The following is a 17,284-nucleotide window of genomic DNA, read 5'->3' as shown; positions in this document are numbered from 1 at the left end:
CCGATTAGAGAATGCCGATGACCGCGAGGACGATCAGGATCGCGGTGAAGCCGAGCATGGCCTGCGTGACCTTCATGCCCTTCTTCTGGAAGAAGAAGAACAGGGCCATAACGGCGCACAGCGGCAGGATGCCGGGCAGGATGCCGTCGAGGGTGTCCTGAAGGACGAACGGCTTACCGGACAGGTCGGCCGCGATCGGGGTGGTCAGCTTGACGTAGCTTGCAGCCATGCAGCCCATCATGAACAGACCGAGCACGCCGAGCGCGTCGATGATGGACTTGATGCGGCCGCCCTTCATGACCTCGAGCGCGGCGCGACGGCCCATGGTGTAGCCCATGCGGGTGAACAGGTAGCCGTAGATGAACGTCGCGGTGGCGAAGCAGATGAACGGCAGCACGGCGCCCATCGGATTGCCCTCCTGGGCCAGACCCAGGAACAGGGAGATGAAGATGTACTGGACGGTACCGGAGTCGATGGAGTCGCCGACGCCAGCCAGCGGGCCCATCAGGCCGATCTTGGTATTCTGGATCATCGAGGCATCGAGGGCGTCCTCACCGGCGTTGAGCGCCTTGGCGCGCTCCTCCTCAAGCGACATGGTGATACCGGAGATGATGCCGCCGCCCCAGACAGCCTGGGTGTTGAAGAACTGCAGGTGACGCTGGTAGGCCTCGCCCAGAAACACCGGGTTCTTGTAGAGCTTCTTCAAAACGGGCATGAGGCCGAAGCACAGCGAAGGGGCAATCATGCGGTCGAAGGTGTGGGGCACCTCGTTGCACCACCACCAGCGGAACCAAACCTTCATGACATCGCCCTTGGTGATCTCATCGGGCTTGTTGGCCTCGCCGAGCATCAAACGGGGATCGGCATGGATCATGCCGTCCTCATCGAGGTAATCGTGATAATCCTGGGAAAGCTTCTCGACTTCGCTCATGAGTATGTTCCCTTCCTTTCTGATATCTATAGGGCGCGAACGGATTTACGCTTCGGCCTTCGCGGTGAACATGTTGTAGCAGAAGGCGATGATGACGCCGAAGATGGCCCAGGTGATCATGGTGATGCTCAGGCCGGCCTGGGTGGTGATGACAACCAGGAAGTACGCCAGGAAGAAGAACACGAGCAGCTTGCGGCTGCCGATGACATGCATGGTGATGGCGATACCGAGGGCGGCGAGACCGCCGGAGACGACGTCGAGCGCGTGCAGCACGGGGCCGTTGCTGATGGCGTTCATGACGTCAGAGATGACCGGGGCGCCCAGGTACAGAGCGATGGTGATCGTCGGGACGAACAGCAGGAAGGAGAAGATGGTCGGCACGACGGCGATCCAGATGGCAAGGCCACGGGAATCGGCGCGCACGGCGCACTGGTCCATCTTGTTCACGGCGATGGTGTTCAGGAAGAAGCGGAGCTGGTACAGGTAGCTGCCCATGAGGCCGACAGGCACGGCGATGGCGACGGCTGCCTCGGCGTTCAGGTCACCGATGACGGCGACCGAAACCGCGATTGCGGACGCCACGGCCGGCTCGGAGGGCATGGCACCGCCGGGGGCGACGACGCCCATGTAGATGAGCTGGATCGTAGCGGTGACGATCATGGCCTGGGTCATGTCGCCCAGGATCAGACCGACCCAGAAGCCCGCCATCAACGGCGAGAAACGCATGGTGAGGGTAGCATAACCAAGCGCGCGAGATTCGATTGCCGCCACGAAGAGGGCAATCAGCAATGCTTGCACAATTGTCATAATGCCTTTCCTTTCTCTCCTCTTTTCCGGAAGATGGTGGAGTGCGTCTTCTCCATCCCTCCCCGTTGCCCCAACGAGGCCCCTCGTTAAGACAAACCTTGGGCTTTTCGCCCCTTGACCAAAAGTCTATGTGTTTTTCTGTTGTACTTGAAGAAATTATTTTTCTTTCTGGCGAACGGTCTTTGCCTTATCGCCTGCCGAATTTAGACGTTTTTACGAAGTGTTTTGTGCTACCCGCTCATTGCGCGGGGTCTTTTCTTACTTGTGACTTAAATTTAGCAGGTATTAGGCCATTTTTTAATTGCTAGACCCGTTATGTCATTTGCCTGTTGATGTGATGCTCTTGTGACGTTTCCAAAACGGACAAAGTGATTTTTGCCGTATACAGACCGTTTACCACCGTTCAGCCGGTTGACCTTTTGTCATGTAGGCTGAAAAATAATTTTTTTCTTCGAGAGCCCTCTGGGCGCACGAATATTTGAGTACACTTGTGGCATAAGCTCATATTGATATAGCAATATGAACCGCTGACCAGTCTGGACCATCAATGGCACGCAACACTGTTCTCCTCAAGATCAAGTCCCTCATGCCCTCGCTCTCGACCAAGGAGCAGAGCATCGCGAACTTCGTGCTCGAGGACCCCCGATTCGCCTCCCGCATGACCATCAACGAGATGGCGGCACAGCTCGGCGTGGCCGACTCCACGGTGTTCAAGTTCACCAAAAAGCTCGGCTATCGGGGCTTTCGCGATTTCCGCACCGATCTGCTCGCCGAGGAGTTCGATCCGCAGATCTCCATCCACGAGAACGTGACGCCCGAGGACGCCCCGATCGTCGTGGCGCAGAAGATCTTCCATTCCAGCGCGAAATCCCTTCACGACACCTTGTCGCTGCTCAACGAGCACGACCTGGAGCAAGCGATCGATTTTATGCTGGGCGCCTCGCGCATCTCCCTGTACGGCTGCGGCGAATCGGGCATCATCGCGCTCGACGCCTACCAGAAGTTCCTGCGCTCGCCCATCCCCTGCCATTTCGTCACCGACACGCACATGCAGCTCATGCAGGCCGCGCAGCTGACGCCCGACGACTGCGCCATCGTCATCTCGCACACGGGCGCCACGCGCGAGATGATCGAGATCGCCCGCATCGCCCACGAGGCCCGCGCGCGCGTCATCCTCATCACGAGCTACCCCTCGCAGCACATCTCCGAATATGCCGACGTCACCTTCGTCTCGACCTCGGACGAAACGGGATACCGCCCCGAGTCGCTTTCGTGCCGTTTTGCGCAGCTCGCCATCATCGACACGCTCTACACGGCGCTCATGTTCCGCGTGCAGGGAACGGCCGAATCGCTGCGCAAGATACGCGAGGCCATCAACCTGACCAAAGTGGACGATTAGCGAAGCGCGCCGATGGGTTGGTTGGGGACGGGTTCGTTCCAACCCATTTTCGTTTGCACGCCGTGATCATAGATGGGTTGGAACGAACCCGTCCCCAAACGACCCCTAGGCGTGCTTGCTAGCCGCTGTAGCGGGCCAAGAATGCGCGCGTGCGCTCCTGCCGGGGGTTGCCGAACACCTCTGCGGGGGCTCCCTCCTCGACGATCATGCCACCATCCATGAAGACGACGCGGTCGGCCACATCGCGCGCGAACGCCATCTCGTGCGTCACGATGATCATGGTGATGTCCTCCGCCGCGAGCTGCCTGATGACCTTGAGCACCTCTCCGGTGAGCTCGGGATCGAGCGCGCTGGTCGGCTCGTCGAAAAACAGGATGTCGGGGTTGAGCGCCAGGGCGCGCGCGATGCTCGCGCGCTGCTGCTGGCCGCCCGAGAGCTGGCAGGGGACCTTATCCTCGCAGCCGGTGAGGCCCATCTTGGCGATCAGGGAGCGCGCCTGCTGCTCCACCTCGGAGCGGTCGCGCTTTTGCACCACGATCGGCGCGTCCATGATATTGCGCAGCACCGTCATGTGTGGAAACAGGTTATAGCTCTGGAAGACCAGTCCGAAGCGGCTCTTGGCGCGACGCATCGTGTCGCCGCGCACGTAGCTCACCTGCCCGTCCGCGTCGGTCGACGCCACGACGAGGTCGCCATAGGACAGCGTGCCCGCGTCGATCTGCTCAAGCGTCGTCGCGCAGCGCAGCATCGTCGACTTGCCGCCGCCCGACGGGCCGATGATCGCCACAACCTCGCCCGGCTCGACCGCCAGCGAGATGTCGCGCAACACGACGTTGTCGCCGAACGCCTTGCTCACATGCTCCATCGAGAACACCGCATCAGCCACGGTACGCTCCTTTCCCTACTATCGGCTCGCGCCGCCCTGCCATGCACACCCGTCTTCCATGGCCAAGCGGAGCGGAACGGATTTCCTAGTCGTGGTAGTAGTTCAGCTTCTTCTCGACGAACCCGATCACGATCTCGACGAGGAAGTTGAACACCCAGTAGAACGCAGCAGAGATGGCGAAGGGAACCATGCTCACCTGCGAGGCCACCAGCGCCTTGGCCGTGGAGAACATCTCCGCCACGCCGATCGCGAACGCAAGCGACGTGTCCTTCACGAGCGTGATGATCTCGTTGCCCATGGCGGGAAGGATGCGCTTGACGACCTGCGGCAGCACGATGCGCACGAACGTCTGCATCCGCGAATACCCCAGCACCTCGGCCGCCTCGTACTGGCCGCGCGGGATGGATTGGATGCCGCTGCGGTAGATCTCGGCGAAATAGGCCGCGTAGTTGACGATGAACGCCACGATGCACGCCTGCCATTTGGAATCGGTGGTCAGCTCGATGCCGAACACGTAATACGGGGCGAAGTAGATGGCGAACATCTGCAGCATGAGCGGCGTGCCGCGCAGCACGGAGATGTAGACGCGCGCCAGCGCCCGCAGCGGAGCGAAGCGGCTCATGCGCGCCAGCGCGATGGGTACCGCCAGCGGAATAGACCCCACCAAGGTGAGCACGAAGATCTGGATGGTCGTGCCGAAACCCTCCAGCAGCATCCCGACCATGGTTGCAATATCCATCTGCATCCCTTCAAGCAAAATGGTGGGAAAACGAGGAAGCCCCGTTTTCCCACCGCATTCGAAATTTTAGGGACAGCCCCTAAAATTTCACGGTCCTGCGCTACTCGAGCACCCAGTTATCGTAGCTGATGCCGTACTCGGCGTACTTGTTGCACAGCTCCTCGATGGTACCGTCCTCGTCCATCTCGCGCAGGGTCTCGGTCACCTTGTCGGCGAGCTGCTGGTTACCCTTCTTGAAGCCGACGGCGTAGTGCTCCTCGGACAGCATGTCGGGCAGCTGCGCGTAGGCGTCGGGGTTGGCGGCCATCTGGTACTCGGCGATGGACAGGTCGCACGCCACCGCGTCGACGGCGCCGGACTCGAGCTGCATGAAGGCCGTGTTGTACTCGCCGATCTGCTCGAGCGAGGCGAACGTCGCGGCAAGGTCGGCCTGGTCGCCCTCGAGCACGTCGAGCGCGGCGGAGTCGACCTGGGTGATGACCGTCTTGCCCGCGAGGTCATCGAAGCTCTCGATGCCGCTGTCGGCCTTCACGACCACAACCTGGCCGTTGAGCATGTAGGGCTCGGAGAAGGTGTAGTCGTCCTCGCGGCCCTCCATGGTGAAGCCGTTCCAGATGCAGGAGATGGCGCCGGAATCAAGCAGCGTGTCCTTGGCGTCCCAGTCGATGGGCTCGTAGGTGACCTCCCAGCCGCAGCGCTGGGCGACCTCGGCAGCAAGGTCGAGGTCGAAGCCGGTGAACTCGCCGTCATCGCCCACGAAGCCGTAGGGCGGATAGGCCTGGTCGAAGCCGACGATGAGCTCGGTGATGTCGGCGGAGTTGTCGGCGCCCGATGCCGCAGCCGAACCGGAGTCGGCCGGCTCGTCGGAAGCAGGGCTGCCGCCGCACGCGGCGAGCGCGAACGCGCACACGAGCGCCGCGGTCGCGGCAAGCATGGTGAACAGACGGGATCTCTTCATGGTGCAACCTTCCCTTAAATATCTCGCAACGCTGTTCACTTTACTATGGTGGAGTATTCTCGGCAAGGATTATTTTCCCGTGTGTCAGATTTATTTCCGCCGACTCGGCGGCGACAGGCTTCGACACCTGCCGCGCGCTACGATGCCGTCGGAATAATGCCCTTCTCGATGCAGCGCCTCACGATGGCGGCCATCTCGGCGCGCGTCGTATTGTTGTGCGGCGCCACGTAACGGCCCTCGACAAGCGACACGCCGTCGATGACGCCCTTGTTGAGCGCCCAGATCACGTTTTCCGTCGCCCACGGGCTCGTCGTCGCCCAATCGAGCATGCTGTGGTACTTGCTCGCATCCAGCGAATCGCCCGTCTTGCGCGCGATGTTCGCGGCAACGCTTGCAAGCTGCTCGCGCGGCAGGGGCTCGTTCACGCCGAAGCGCACGTACGTGCCGGTCGCAGGGTCCCCGATGCCGTTCATGTAGCCGTGGTACACCGCCCAGTTGATGGCGTCGGCATAGTACTTGCTCTGATCGACATCGGCAAAACTGCAGGCAGGGGCCTTTTCCCCGTTCCCGAAGATGTTGTAGAGCACGCACGCCACGTCCTGGCGCACGATGGCCTCGTTGGGAGCGAAGCGCAGCACGGGGTCCGCAAGGCCGCTCATGTACCCGTTCTTATATACATAGACGATGTCGTCGTAGTACCAGGCGCGGTCGACGTCGAAAAACGGCAGCTCGTCGGATTCGTCGGAGCCCGTATCGCCCGACAGGGCCTCGTCCTCGGCGATGTATTCCAGGCAGGTCGCCCGCTCGCGCTCGTAGCGCGCCTTGTAGCTCGCGCCGTACGCGTAGTCGTCCACGTTGTTGACCACGGCGTCGCACAGGGCGTTCACGAACTCCCGGTCGGTCATGTCGTCCGAAAGGTTGGCGAGCCTGAAGAAGCGCTGGCAGCCGCCCGAGCCGAACAGGTTGCACAGGCCCCAGGCCAGGCCTTTGACGCAATCCGCGCGCCCCGAGATGTCGACGCCGAAGTTGTTCTTAAGAATCCGCTGCACCGGCAGGTAGTACTCCTGGTAGGCATAGGCGTCCTGCAGCGCGGAGAACTCGGTCGAATCCGCACGGTACGCAGCGTGCCAGGCGTTCTCGGCAAGCTGGCCGATCTCGGTGAGCTGCTTGGTCTCACGGTCGTAGATGGCCCCGCCCGTCAGCTCGTCGCCCCGCTCGATCACCGGCGCGAACATCGCGTATTTCGTCGGGTTGTACTCGTAGCACGCTTTGATGAACGGAAGCAGCGAGTAGCGGCGGTCAAATTGGTAGAACCCCATGGCGTTATAGCCGTCGCCATAGCTGAATCCCTGATCGTAGTTGCTGCCGCTCTCGTTTTCGGCAAAATACTTCATCTCGCTAGAAAGCGTCAGCGGGGTCAGGCGCGCAAGGCCCTCCTCGGTCGACAGCAGCGAGACCGAGCCGCTTTCCTGGGGATCCTCTTCGTAATCGAGTGCGCGATCGTAATCGCCCGGCTCGGGCAGCGGACCGGCCTTTCCCGTGTCGCCACCGGAAGACGAGGCGGTCTCGGAAGCGCCCTGCGGGATCGTCGTGTCCGCAAATGCGCTGGCAGGCATGGTCCAGGCGCCCAGCGCAAGCGTGAGCGTCAGGCCGGCAGCAACGGCGCGGTGCCGTGACTCCATGGTTCCTCCTTGCTTGTGCGCTCCCGGCGGGGAGAGCGTGATTAGGGTACGTTTGCGTCAGAGCGCAACAGAGGCACCTTTATTATTCCCGGGAACAATCCCCACATCAACGGGGTCAATGAAATAATGCAGCCAGGCCCATCATTTCATCATGGCCGGCGCAGCTTGAAACCGATACCCCATACCGTTTCGAGGTACCCGTCGGTTCCGCTCGATTTGAGCTTGGCGCGCAGGTTGCCCATGTGGGTGGCGACGGTCTTCTCATCGGAGGAGCTCACGCGCGCGGAGCCCGCGGCGATGTCGTCGAGCAGCCGCTCGTCGTGGCAGGTGGCGAGGTACAGATCGCGCTTGGTGAACACGCGGTCGGGATGCGCCATCAGCAGGGCGAGCAGGTCGAACTCGGTCCGCGTGAGGCGCACAGGCGTATCCGCCGCATAGAAGCGGCGCGTCGCGGGATCGAGGCGCCAGGCCCCGAACGTGAGCACCGTCTCCCCGACCTCGCGTGCGGCGGGCGCACCCGGCGATCCGGCGACAGCGATCCCCCGCACGCGGAACTGCGCATCGATGCGGGCGAGCAGCTCGTCGAGATCGAACGGCTTGACGAGATAGTCATCGGCCCCGCACCGCAGAAGCGCGATGCGGTCGTCCACAGCGCTTTTTGCCGAGATGACGATCACCGGCACGTTGCCCAAGCGCTGCCGAACGAGCGGCACCAGATCCTCGCCCGGGCACCCCGGAAGCATGAGGTCGGTGATGACCAGGTCGAACGTCTGGCACGACGGCCCTTCGAGCAGCATGCGCGCCTCGCTGCCTGAGAACGCGGGCACGCAGGTGTGGCCCGCGCCGGCAAGACACGTGCAGACGATCTCGTTGAGCGCGGCGTCGTCCTCGATGACCAGGGCTTTCATCTCATCCTCCACGACTGCTCCGGCGCATGCGGACGCGTGCGCCCAGGATGCCTCGGCGATCAGGCGCGAGGCAGGCTGATGCGCACGGTCAGGCTTCCGTCCGCGACCTCGCCGTGCGCCTCGCCGCTCATAGCATCCAGCAAGCGCGCGACGATGGCAAGTCCAAGCCCGCTCCCCTCGCCCGTCCGCGCGGCATCGCTTTTGTAGAACCGGTCGAACAGACGCCCGGCATCGATCGCATCCGGTTGTTCCACGGGGTTGGAGATGCTCAGGCTCACCCGTCCTCCCATCGACGCGATCTCGATCGAGGGCGCGTCCGATCCGTAGCGCAGCGCATTGTTGACAAGGTTCGTCAGCACGCGCGTCAACGACGACGTCTCCGCGAGCACCTGGACGTCCTCGTCTTCGCAGACGATCGACGGCTCCCATCCGCGCGCGGTGAACTGCGGGTAGAACGAGACGAGGACATCGGACAGGACCGGCAGAAGCGCCACGGGCTCCACGTTCAGCGCCAACGCGGGATCTGCCGCCTTCGCGTACTCGAACAGCCCGTCTACCAGCGTGCGCATGGAAGACAGGCGCTCGATCGCGGCTTCGGTGTAGCGCTCGCGCTCGGCCTGCTCCGCCGTGCGCTGCGCCAGCTGCAGGTAGCCTTGCGCCCCCGCCAGCGGCGTGCGGATATCGTGCGACAGCGAGGCGAGGTCCTGCTGAAACGACGCTTGCGCGGCGCGGTCGGCGATGCGACGGTCCCTCTCGCGGTCGAGCTCCCTGTTGAGAGCGCGCGCGAGCCCCTCGAGCCCCGCGCTGCGCACCTCGAGCGCGATGCGCGCATTGCTGTCCGGCGCCCGCAGGTCAAGCTCCTCCGCGATGCGCACAAGCTCGCGATCCCGGCGGACCATCACCACGAGGGCGATGAGCAGAGCCGCGACGAGCACGGCGATCAGCGCCAGCGATCCCACATCGGCTGTCATGAGCCCACCTCCTTACAACGACGATCGATTCGTTCCCCGCTCCCCGCACCCGTGCTCCCACCTCGCCCGTCTTGCCGTCTCGTTCTGTCGCTTCGTTCATGAATGAAGAGGTGGGTTAGATATAAAAATCCTGCGCAAACGCCGTAAACGGTCTCCTTCGTTCATGAATGAAGGACCCCGGGGATACCGCCGGCCTCCTCGGCACCGAGTCCGCAAGCGGGTGAACAGACGGGCACCGCCGTCCCTAGAACGAGCGGCGCCGCAGGCGCGCGTAGGCGACCAGCGCGGCGATCACCGACCAGAGCAGCGGGTAGAACACGACCCTGAGCATGGCGCCCGGGTAGGAGAAGTACCCGAGGCCCTCGCCCAGCACGTACGCGTGCGTCGAGGGCAGCATCGAGCTCATCTCCAGCGCTGCAGAAATGCCGCCACCCATCGTGAAGAGCGCGAGCGGAAGCATCAGCAATTTCCCGACGATACCGTAGCAGATGGCGAACGCGAGCACCCAGGCGATGCGCGAGCTTCGCGCGAACATGCAGGCGCACAGCGTGATCGAGCAGAAGCAGAAGCCCGTCAGCGCGGCAAGCGCCGCCCATGCTGCCACGGACGCAGCGTCCACCGGAGGCGTCTCGACGCCCCATGCGCCGGGTAGCCAAGCGCACACGACGAGCAGCAGCACGGTCGACACGACGCAGCTTGCCAGCATGGTGAGCAGCTGCGCGCCAAGGTAGTGGAGCCGCGCGCGCGGCCTGACGACCACGTTTTTCATCGCGGCGCCCGACGGCAGACCCGCGATGTCGTCCGTGAAAAGCTGCACGCACCAGATGCCGGCCATGCAGGGCAAAAGCGGCGCGCTTCCGAATGCGACCCGACCCGCGAGCCCCAAAAACGTGGGGTCGTAGGTCTCGCCCGACGCCCATCTGCCGTTCCAAAAGCCCATCTCGAGCTCCGCGGCGCCAAAGATGGCGAACACCGCGACCGCGGCAAGCGGCGCCGCTATCAGCGCCCCGCTTTTCCGAAGACGAAACAGGATCGCGCGTAGCATGTTGAGCATCCCGATCACCCCTTTTTCGCGTGAAACCACATGGATAAAGCGGCATCGCGCCGCGTCGTCATTCGGACGCCGGGCCGTCGTGCCCGCCCATGAGACCGACGAAGAACGCCTCGCGGTCGCCCTCGGAGCGCCGCAGCTCGCGGATCGCGATGCCCTCCTCCGCAAGCGCGCGACCGACCTCCTCCGCATCGATGTCCCCGTCGATGCGGAGCTCATCGTCCGGCAACGCGACCAGATGGGCCCGGGGGAAGCGCTCGGTGAGCGCCGCCAGGGCGCGAGGGGCCTCGCCCGTGCGCACGATCAGACAGCGTGCGCACGCCTGATCGACCTCGTCCGCCGTCAATTCGGCCGCAAGGCCGCCGTCACGCAGCACGCCGTAGACCGTGCAGATCCGCTCGAGCTGATCGAGCGCGTGCGAGCTGATGAACACCGTGACGCCGCGCTCGCGGTTCATGCGGACGATGAGGCTGCGGATGTCGCGCGCGATCTCGGGATCGAGGCCGTTGAGCGGCTCGTCGAGCAGCAGCACGTCGGGACTTCCCAGCAAGGCGAGCGCGATGCCCAGACGCTGCCTCATGCCGAGCGAAAACCGCTTGGTCTTCTCGTTGCCCGCATCGGCAAGCCCCACGACCTCGAGAAGCTCCTCACATGTGCGGCGCGCGTCGACAAGACCGAGCACGAGCGCCTTGGCCATGAGGTTGTCGAGCGCCGAAAGGTTGGCGTACATGCCGGGCTGCTCGATGAGCGCGCCGACGCGGGGATGGGGCTCGCAGGGGACAAGCAGGTCTCCCAGCACGCGAATCTCGCCGGCATCTGCCGGCATGAGCCCGGCGATCAGCTTCATGGTCGTCGACTTGCCCGCGCCGTTTTTGCCGATGAACCCGTAAATCTCCCCTTGGCCGACGTGCACGTTAAGGCCGTCGAGCACCCGTTTGTGCCGAAAGCTCTTACCAAGACCGGCTGTCTCGATGGCAAACATGGCGCTCCCTTCATCGTGCTCCCATCTTGACATACACGATACGAAGCAGCCTCCAAGATTCCCCCGGGCAAGCGACAAGAAAGTTGCAAGGTTTTCCACCCTGCCGCCGGGGCGCGCCGCAGGAGAAAAAGACCCGCCCGCGCGTTTGCGCAGGCGGGTCCTCAATCGACCAGACACACCGGACGCCCCTCGCAGGCAACACGGAATGCATCAATCGGTGTTTCCCTAGCAGATCTCCACGACCCAGCCCTCGGGGCCCTCGATCTCGCCGTCCTGGATGCTGGTCAGCGTCTCGCGCAGCTTCTTCATCACGGGACCGACCTCCTCCACGCCGCTCGCGAACACGATCTCCTCGTCACCGTTGACGACCTTGCCCACCGGGCTGATGACGGCCGCGGTGCCGCACATGCCGCACTCGACAAACGCGCCGGCCTGGACCTCGGCGAACTCGACCGGACGCTCGACGACCTTCATGCCCAGCATGTTCTCGGCCACATAGACCAGCGAGCGGCGGGTGATCGACGGCAGGATGGAGTTCGTCGCGGACTGGGGCACCACCAGCGTGCCGTCCTTGTCCACGAACAGGAAGTTGGCGCCACCGGACTCCTCGACGTAGGTGTGGGTCTGAGGATCGAGGAACATGTTGTCGGCGAATCCCTCGGCGTGCGCCTGGACGCTCGGATACAGGGACATGGCGTAGTTCAGGCCCGCCTTGATGGCGCCGGTGCCGTGCGGTGCGGCGCGGTCGTACTCGGGGACCTTGACCGCCACGGGCTTCACGCCGCCCGAATAGTACGGGCCGACCGGGGTCACGAGGATGCGGAACTGGTACTCGTCGGCCGGCTTCACGCCGATGACCTCGCCGGTCGCCACCATGAACGGACGGATGTAGAGGGTCGCGCCCGAGCCGAACGGCGGTACCCAGGCCTCGTTGGCCTTGACGACCATCTTGACGGCCTCGATGAACTTGTCCTCGGGGAACGGCGGCATCACGATGCGGCGCGCGGAGTCCGCCATGCGCGAGGCGTTGAGGTCGGGGCGGAAGCAGACGATCTTCCCGTCCTTGGTGGTGTAGGCCTTCAGGCCCTCAAAGACCTCCTGGCAGTAATGGAAAATGCCCGCGCACTCGGAGAGCGTCAGGCTGTGGTCGGTCGTGAGGCCGCCCTCCTCCCAGGCGCCGTCCTTGTAGTTGCAGACATAGCTGTAATCCGTGGGACGATAGGCGAAACCGAGGTTGCCCCAATCGATATCCTTCTTCTCCACTGCCATGGCGGTCTCCTTTACTGGTTTTCTATTTGCACGCAGTGCGCGAAATGTATTTGCACGATTCTACTCCCCTGCGGTGGAGTGTGGCGTAAAGTTTCCAAGCTGTAAACGTCGCTGCCGAAGATTCGCGCGCAAAGCGGCCTTTGGCAGGCTCAGGCTGCGGAAAACCGCATGTGCGCGGGTGTTATGCCGGAAATCTCGGCATTATAGGCCATATTTTATACATTACTAGTATCTCTACATCTTTTATATGTTCCCAAAAACAAAGTAGGGACTTTTGGGTACATGAAACCCGACTGCCCGAGTAGCTTCACAGAAATACGTTACTTTAGTTGTAATTCTATATATTTTATTTTGCTATCTAGAGGCTCTACTCAGCGACCCGGGACTTTTGTACCCAAAGGTCCCTTTTCCGTTTTGACGGCCGCGCCCAAACGCCGATTCCGCGACAGCTCGCAGCCCGCGCGCCATGAAATCCGCTCAGCTTGGCAGTTTATTCCTAGCGATTCGCTATACTTAACCCATTCGCCAACAGAGGGGAGCCACCGTGGGCTTCATCACGACCATCAAAGAGGATATCGCGAGCGTCAAGAACAACGATCCCGCCGCGCAAAACGGGCTGGTCATCTTCCTGTCGTATCCCGGCTTGCACGCCAAGTGGATGCATACGCCTGAGCACTGGCTGTGGACCCACGGCCTGCGCAGCGTCGCGCGCATCCTGTCGCAGATCACGCGCTTCTTCACGGGCGTGGAGATTCATCCCGCAGCGCAGCTGGGGCGGCGCCTGTTCATCGACCACGCCATGGGCGTCGTGATCGGCGAGACGACCATCGTGGGCGACGACTGCACGCTCTACCAGGGGGTCACGCTCGGCGGCACCGGCAATGAGAACGGCAAGCGCCATCCCACCCTCGGCAACAACGTCACCGTGGGCAGCGGCGCGAAGGTGCTCGGCAACATCACCATCGGAGACAACGTGCGCATCGGGGGGAACTCCGTCGTCGTCAAGGACGTGCCCTCCGACTCGACGGTGGTCGGCGTGCCCGGCCGCGTGGTGCGGCGCAACGGCTGCCGCGTCATGGCGGAGAACTTCGATGCCAAGAAGCATCGCGAAAGCCTTCCCGACCCGGTTCAGGAGGCGTCGATCATGAACCGCGAGGGCATCGCGGAAAACGCGCGTCGCATCTGCGAGCTCGAGCAGCAGGTAGCCGAGCTCACCGATCTGGTCCGCAAGCTCACTACCTAGGGAAGCGCTGATCGGCTCGTCTGCCCGGAGAGAGGGGCGCGGTTCAAAGGGGCCCCCACCCCGCTCATTCATGAAAAAGTAGGAACGTCAAACAGCGAATCCTGGGCAAATGCTGAAAAGACCCCCGCTCATTCATGAATAAGCAGGGTCCAAGGGGCGCCGGGCGCACAGAACGGAGCATCCGCCCTACTGGTTCTTGTTCTCGCGCAGGTTCGGGATGACGCGCTTGACGATCCAGAACGCCACCACGACAACGATGATGACGATCAACACGACCTTGACGATGTCGGAGAAGCCCTCGACCTGGGCGGTCACGGTCTCCCATGCGCCACCGGCAGCGTAGCCCAAGCTGCACAGAACGGTGTTCCACACGGCGGAGCCCAGCAGCGTGTACAGTGAGAAGCGCACCATGTTCATCTTGGCGGTGCCCGCCGGAATCGAGATCAGGCTGCGCACCACGGGGATGCAGCGGCACAGCAACACCGTGATCTGCCCGCGCCGGTCGAACCAGCCGATCGCCTTGGACACGTCATCGGACTTGAAGCCGAGCAGGCGCATGGGCCGGGTGTCGAAGAACGATTCGAGGCGGTCCTGAGACAGCAGGCGCCCGATACCGTAAAGCACGAATGCGCCCACCACCGAGCCGATCGTCGCCGAGACGATCACCAGCGGGAGCTCCATGCTCGTCTGGATGACCAGAAAACCCGACAGCGGAAGAATCAGCTCACTCGGAATAGGCGGGAAGATGTTCTCCAAGAAGATGAGTCCGAACACTGCAAGGTATCCGAAGCTGCTGATAAAAGAAAAAAACGCCTCTTGCATGGGGCCTCTCTCGTTATGCTGTGCCGCGGGAGCCCGGTTGCACCGGCCCGGCTGGATATTCATCGACCGCGGCTGATGGTACTCAAAGCGCCCATGGAGCGCAGGCCCATCCGCCGAAAAGCAAATACCGCCGACATAAACTACAGGAAACCGCGACGTATGCGCACTCTGGATGGGCGCGCTTGGGGCGATGACAGGGTTGAGGCCGCACAACATGACCCTGTCAGACAAACGTCTTGGAAGGTAAGAAAACGTATACGTTTCGGTTACCCGTCTGGGGCCTAGGCCCCGCGTTTTCGCCGAACGCCATACAATGGTGCCGTCCACCACATGCGCTCGGGCATCCCGTCGCGGAAAGGAGTCACAGCACTATGTCGCGTATCCCGATCGTCGATTGCCACACGCACACCCACTTCTCCGACGGGGAGTCGACGTTCACGGAGGTGATGACCGCCGCCGCGGCGAACGACTGCCGCGTGCTCGCCTTCACCGACCACCTCACCCTTCCCGCATCCATGGACCCGGAGGGCGACGCCATGGTGAGCGAGGCCGACCTGCCCGCACGCCGCCGCGCCTTTGAGGAGACGCGCGAGCTCGCCGCGCAGATCGCCCCGAACATGGAGCTGGTCTACGGCTTCGAATGCGATTGGTACCGCGGCTGTGAGGACAACGTGCGGCGCTGGAGCGAAGGGGCGGTGATCCGCCTGGGCAGCGTGCACTGGATCGGAGACCCCGGCGACATCGGCGCGGGATCGACCGGCATGGTGCCCGAGGGCAGCGTCGAGCCGGCGGGAACCCCCGGCACCGGCTGCGGCTGGATCGACAACAAAGACGATCTCCACCTGTGGGATGAGCTCGGACCCGACGAGGTGTGGCGCCGCTACGTGGACGACTGGTGCCACGCGTGCGAAAGCCCGCTCGAGTTCGACGTCATGGCCCATCCCGACCTTGCCATGCGCTTCGCCAACGAGGGCTACGCGCCTACGATAGACCTGACCCCGCTGTGGGACCGCATGGTCGAGTGCGCCCACGACACCGGCCGGCGCATCGAGGTCTCCACGGGCGGCAAGCGCAAGCGCGTGCTCGACTACTACCCCACCCGCAGGCTGCTCGAGAAGTTCTGCCGCGCCGAGGTGCCCATCACCTTCGGATCCGATGCGCACCGCCAGAGCCATGTGTGCTGGGGCATCCTCGAGGCCCAGGCGTTTGCGCACGAGTGCGGCTACCGCACGTTCGACGTCCCGCGCGCCGACGGCAGCTGGCACAAGGTCCCGCTGGGACAGAACTGGCAGCTGGCATCCCCGGTCTCCGCGCGCTGAAATCGACAGGACGGGAGCAACGTGTATATTCCCGTGCCGAAACTGCATAAAAATCCGTTTCGGGCAAAACCTACAGTAGCAGTAGGCTGAGTTTGGTGCGATTTTTGAGTCCCAATTCCCCACCATCGCTACACCCCTCAGCATTTCCGCAGGAAACAACTGGGCAAATGCTGAGGGGTGTAGCGCATGTGGGCAGAGGGCACCGAAAAATCGCACCAAACTCGATATACACGTTTTTTGGGTGCTCGGGGATGGGTTGATTGGGGACGGGTTCATTTCAACCCACCAGCGCCCGCGCCGAGGGGCCGCTCGCCACGGGCGACCGGCGCGTTGGCGTATACTTCGCAGAGGTATCATGCAATCTCCGTCGGCCCGCCCGACGCGCAAAGGAGGCCCCATGGCGAGCATCAGTGTCGATTACTATTCCTCTTCGCTCATGCGCACGACCACGCTGAACGTGATCTTGCCGTTTGATAACCCAAACGACGCGTGGGCGGTCGACGCCAGCCTGCGCCGCGACCCGCACAACTGGGACGCCGCTCCCTACCCGCCGCACAAGGCGCCGTTCCGCACGCTCATCCTGCTGCACGGCATCAATGGAAACCATACCGACATCATCTCGGAGACCCGCATCACCAAGTGGGCGGCCGACCACCAGCTCGCCGTCGTCATGCCCTCGGGCTACAACGCGTTCTACGTCGACAACCCCGAGACGCACAACTACTTCGGGCGCTTCGTGGGCCTCGAGCTGCCGCACGTCGTCCGCCGCATGTTCCCGCTGTCCGAGCGCCGCGAGGACATGTTCATCGGCGGCATCTCCATGGGCGCGTACGGCGCGCTGCGCAACGGCTTCAAGTACGCCGAGAACTTCGGCGCCATCATCGCCCTGTCCAGCGCCATGATCATCGACAACTTCGACGCGCTCATCCGCGACGAGCCGTTCTTCCTGTCCCGCCCCTTCCTCGAGTCGACGTTCGGCGACCTCAACCGCGTCATCGACTCCGACAAGGATCCCGCGCGCCTCGCCGCCGACGTGGTCTACTGCGATCGCCCGCGCCCGCGCGTCTTCATGGCCTGGGGATCCTCCGATCCGCTCGCGCAGCCCAACCGCGTGCTGGCGGCCCGCCTGCGCGGCACGGGCATCGAGGTCGAGCAGCGCGAGTTCGCCGGCGGCCACGACTGGGACTTCTGGAACCAGGCACTTCCCCAGGCGCTCGATTGGCTGCCGAGGGACTAGTTTTACCGAATCGACGCGCCCTGCAAAAGGCGCGTCGGGTATAACAGAATAAGTTCGGCTCCACGAGCTGCACGTGAAGG

General features: G+C 63.1%; 16 protein-coding genes. 4 read left to right on the top strand and 12 right to left on the bottom strand.

Annotated features, from left to right (window positions below; genetic code table 11):
- Positions 1-4: 4 nt before the first annotated feature.
- Both B5F74_RS03480 and B5F74_RS03475 read right to left on the bottom strand, forming a co-directional pair.
- The gene (locus B5F74_RS03480; RefSeq protein ID WP_087200060.1) at positions 5-931 is read right to left on the bottom strand and encodes a PTS system mannose/fructose/sorbose family transporter subunit IID; all 927 of its coding nucleotides are present in this window, start codon (positions 929-931) and stop codon (positions 5-7) included.
- 45 nt (positions 932-976) lie between these two features.
- Complete coding sequence (locus B5F74_RS03475; RefSeq protein WP_087200058.1) at positions 977-1,738, bottom strand: PTS sugar transporter subunit IIC; 762 nt, start codon at positions 1,736-1,738, stop codon at positions 977-979.
- Between the two features lie 547 nt (positions 1,739-2,285).
- On the opposite strand from B5F74_RS03475, the gene B5F74_RS03470 reads away from it, so the two are divergent.
- A complete protein-coding gene (locus B5F74_RS03470) occupies positions 2,286-3,137 on the top strand; it encodes a MurR/RpiR family transcriptional regulator (RefSeq protein WP_087200056.1) in 852 nt (283 codons plus the stop codon).
- A gap of 118 nt (positions 3,138-3,255) precedes the next feature.
- On the opposite strand, the gene B5F74_RS03465 is transcribed toward B5F74_RS03470, so the two are convergent.
- From B5F74_RS03465 to B5F74_RS03425, 9 genes are all read right to left on the bottom strand, one after another.
- Positions 3,256-4,002, bottom strand: coding sequence for an amino acid ABC transporter ATP-binding protein (locus tag B5F74_RS03465; RefSeq protein ID WP_066830240.1), 747 nt, complete (start codon positions 4,000-4,002; stop codon positions 3,256-3,258).
- 106 nt (positions 4,003-4,108) lie between these two features.
- Positions 4,109-4,762: an amino acid ABC transporter permease gene (locus B5F74_RS03460; protein WP_087200054.1), complete on the bottom strand. Its 654-nt coding sequence runs from the start codon at positions 4,760-4,762 to the stop codon at positions 4,109-4,111.
- Positions 4,763-4,862: 100 nt separating this feature from the next.
- Positions 4,863-5,720 (bottom strand): transporter substrate-binding domain-containing protein, encoded by an 858-nt coding sequence (locus tag B5F74_RS03455; RefSeq protein ID WP_204212424.1) that lies wholly within the window; start codon positions 5,718-5,720, stop codon positions 4,863-4,865.
- Positions 5,721-5,857: 137 nt separating this feature from the next.
- Complete coding sequence (locus B5F74_RS03450; protein ID WP_087200052.1) at positions 5,858-7,402, bottom strand: S-layer homology domain-containing protein; 1,545 nt, start codon at positions 7,400-7,402, stop codon at positions 5,858-5,860.
- Between the two features lie 149 nt (positions 7,403-7,551).
- On the bottom strand, positions 7,552-8,310 hold the full coding sequence (locus B5F74_RS03445; RefSeq protein WP_204212422.1) for a response regulator transcription factor: 759 nt from the start codon (positions 8,308-8,310) through the stop codon (positions 7,552-7,554).
- A gap of 59 nt (positions 8,311-8,369) precedes the next feature.
- Entirely contained in the window at positions 8,370-9,281 is a 912-nt protein-coding gene (locus tag B5F74_RS03440; RefSeq protein ID WP_087200047.1) for a HAMP domain-containing sensor histidine kinase, read from the bottom strand.
- A 244-nt stretch (positions 9,282-9,525) separates the two neighbouring features.
- Positions 9,526-10,335: an ABC transporter permease gene (locus tag B5F74_RS03435; RefSeq protein ID WP_087200045.1), complete on the bottom strand. Its 810-nt coding sequence runs from the start codon at positions 10,333-10,335 to the stop codon at positions 9,526-9,528.
- Positions 10,336-10,393: 58 nt separating this feature from the next.
- The gene (locus B5F74_RS03430; protein WP_087200043.1) at positions 10,394-11,314 is read right to left on the bottom strand and encodes an ATP-binding cassette domain-containing protein; all 921 of its coding nucleotides are present in this window, start codon (positions 11,312-11,314) and stop codon (positions 10,394-10,396) included.
- Positions 11,315-11,539: 225 nt separating this feature from the next.
- Complete coding sequence (locus B5F74_RS03425; RefSeq protein WP_087200041.1) at positions 11,540-12,583, bottom strand: branched-chain amino acid aminotransferase; 1,044 nt, start codon at positions 12,581-12,583, stop codon at positions 11,540-11,542.
- Between the two features lie 544 nt (positions 12,584-13,127).
- On the opposite strand from B5F74_RS03425, the gene cysE reads away from it, so the two are divergent.
- Complete coding sequence (gene cysE, locus B5F74_RS03420; RefSeq protein ID WP_087200039.1) at positions 13,128-13,826, top strand: serine O-acetyltransferase; 699 nt, start codon at positions 13,128-13,130, stop codon at positions 13,824-13,826.
- A 186-nt stretch (positions 13,827-14,012) separates the two neighbouring features.
- On the opposite strand, the gene B5F74_RS03415 is transcribed toward cysE, so the two are convergent.
- Complete coding sequence (locus tag B5F74_RS03415) at positions 14,013-14,600, bottom strand: DedA family protein (RefSeq protein ID WP_239283336.1); 588 nt, start codon at positions 14,598-14,600, stop codon at positions 14,013-14,015.
- Positions 14,601-15,019: 419 nt separating this feature from the next.
- Here B5F74_RS03415 and B5F74_RS03410 point away from each other — a divergent pair, with 419 nt between their 5' ends.
- Positions 15,020-15,967, top strand: a complete 948-nt coding sequence (locus B5F74_RS03410; protein WP_087200035.1) for a PHP domain-containing protein — start codon at positions 15,020-15,022, stop codon at positions 15,965-15,967.
- Positions 15,968-16,364: 397 nt separating this feature from the next.
- Positions 16,365-17,204, top strand: coding sequence for an alpha/beta hydrolase-fold protein (locus B5F74_RS03405; RefSeq protein WP_066829083.1), 840 nt, complete (start codon positions 16,365-16,367; stop codon positions 17,202-17,204).
- The last annotated feature ends 80 nt before the right edge of the window (positions 17,205-17,284 follow it).

Origin of the sequence: Collinsella sp. An271, assembly GCF_002159695.1 — a bacterium.
Lineage (GTDB): Bacteria > Actinomycetota > Coriobacteriia > Coriobacteriales > Coriobacteriaceae > Collinsella > Collinsella ihumii.
Note: the sequence above shows the minus strand (reverse complement) of the source record. Positions and strands in the feature narration are given on the sequence as shown.

What these genes read in the sequence shown, in the direction of transcription:
- B5F74_RS03475 (WP_087200058.1), bottom strand. Translation starts at nt 1,738, where the DNA reads ATGACAATTGTGCAAGCATTGCTGATTGCCCTCTTCGTGGCGGCAATC.
- B5F74_RS03425 (WP_087200041.1), bottom strand. Translation starts at nt 12,583, where the DNA reads ATGGCAGTGGAGAAGAAGGATATCGATTGGGGCAACCTCGGTTTCGCC.
- B5F74_RS03410 (WP_087200035.1), top strand. Translation starts at nt 15,020, where the DNA reads ATGTCGCGTATCCCGATCGTCGATTGCCACACGCACACCCACTTCTCC.
- B5F74_RS03440 (WP_087200047.1), bottom strand. Translation starts at nt 9,281, where the DNA reads ATGACAGCCGATGTGGGATCGCTGGCGCTGATCGCCGTGCTCGTCGCG.
- B5F74_RS03405 (WP_066829083.1), top strand. Translation starts at nt 16,365, where the DNA reads ATGGCGAGCATCAGTGTCGATTACTATTCCTCTTCGCTCATGCGCACG.
- B5F74_RS03435 (WP_087200045.1), bottom strand. Translation starts at nt 10,335, where the DNA reads ATGCTCAACATGCTACGCGCGATCCTGTTTCGTCTTCGGAAAAGCGGG.
- B5F74_RS03470 (WP_087200056.1), top strand. Translation starts at nt 2,286, where the DNA reads ATGGCACGCAACACTGTTCTCCTCAAGATCAAGTCCCTCATGCCCTCG.
- B5F74_RS03460 (WP_087200054.1), bottom strand. Translation starts at nt 4,762, where the DNA reads ATGGATATTGCAACCATGGTCGGGATGCTGCTGGAGGGTTTCGGCACG.
- B5F74_RS03450 (WP_087200052.1), bottom strand. Translation starts at nt 7,402, where the DNA reads ATGGAGTCACGGCACCGCGCCGTTGCTGCCGGCCTGACGCTCACGCTT.
- B5F74_RS03465 (WP_066830240.1), bottom strand. Translation starts at nt 4,002, where the DNA reads ATGGAGCATGTGAGCAAGGCGTTCGGCGACAACGTCGTGTTGCGCGAC.
- B5F74_RS03445 (WP_204212422.1), bottom strand. Translation starts at nt 8,310, where the DNA reads ATGAAAGCCCTGGTCATCGAGGACGACGCCGCGCTCAACGAGATCGTC.
- B5F74_RS03455 (WP_204212424.1), bottom strand. Translation starts at nt 5,720, where the DNA reads ATGAAGAGATCCCGTCTGTTCACCATGCTTGCCGCGACCGCGGCGCTC.
- B5F74_RS03480 (WP_087200060.1), bottom strand. Translation starts at nt 931, where the DNA reads ATGAGCGAAGTCGAGAAGCTTTCCCAGGATTATCACGATTACCTCGAT.
- B5F74_RS03430 (WP_087200043.1), bottom strand. Translation starts at nt 11,314, where the DNA reads ATGTTTGCCATCGAGACAGCCGGTCTTGGTAAGAGCTTTCGGCACAAA.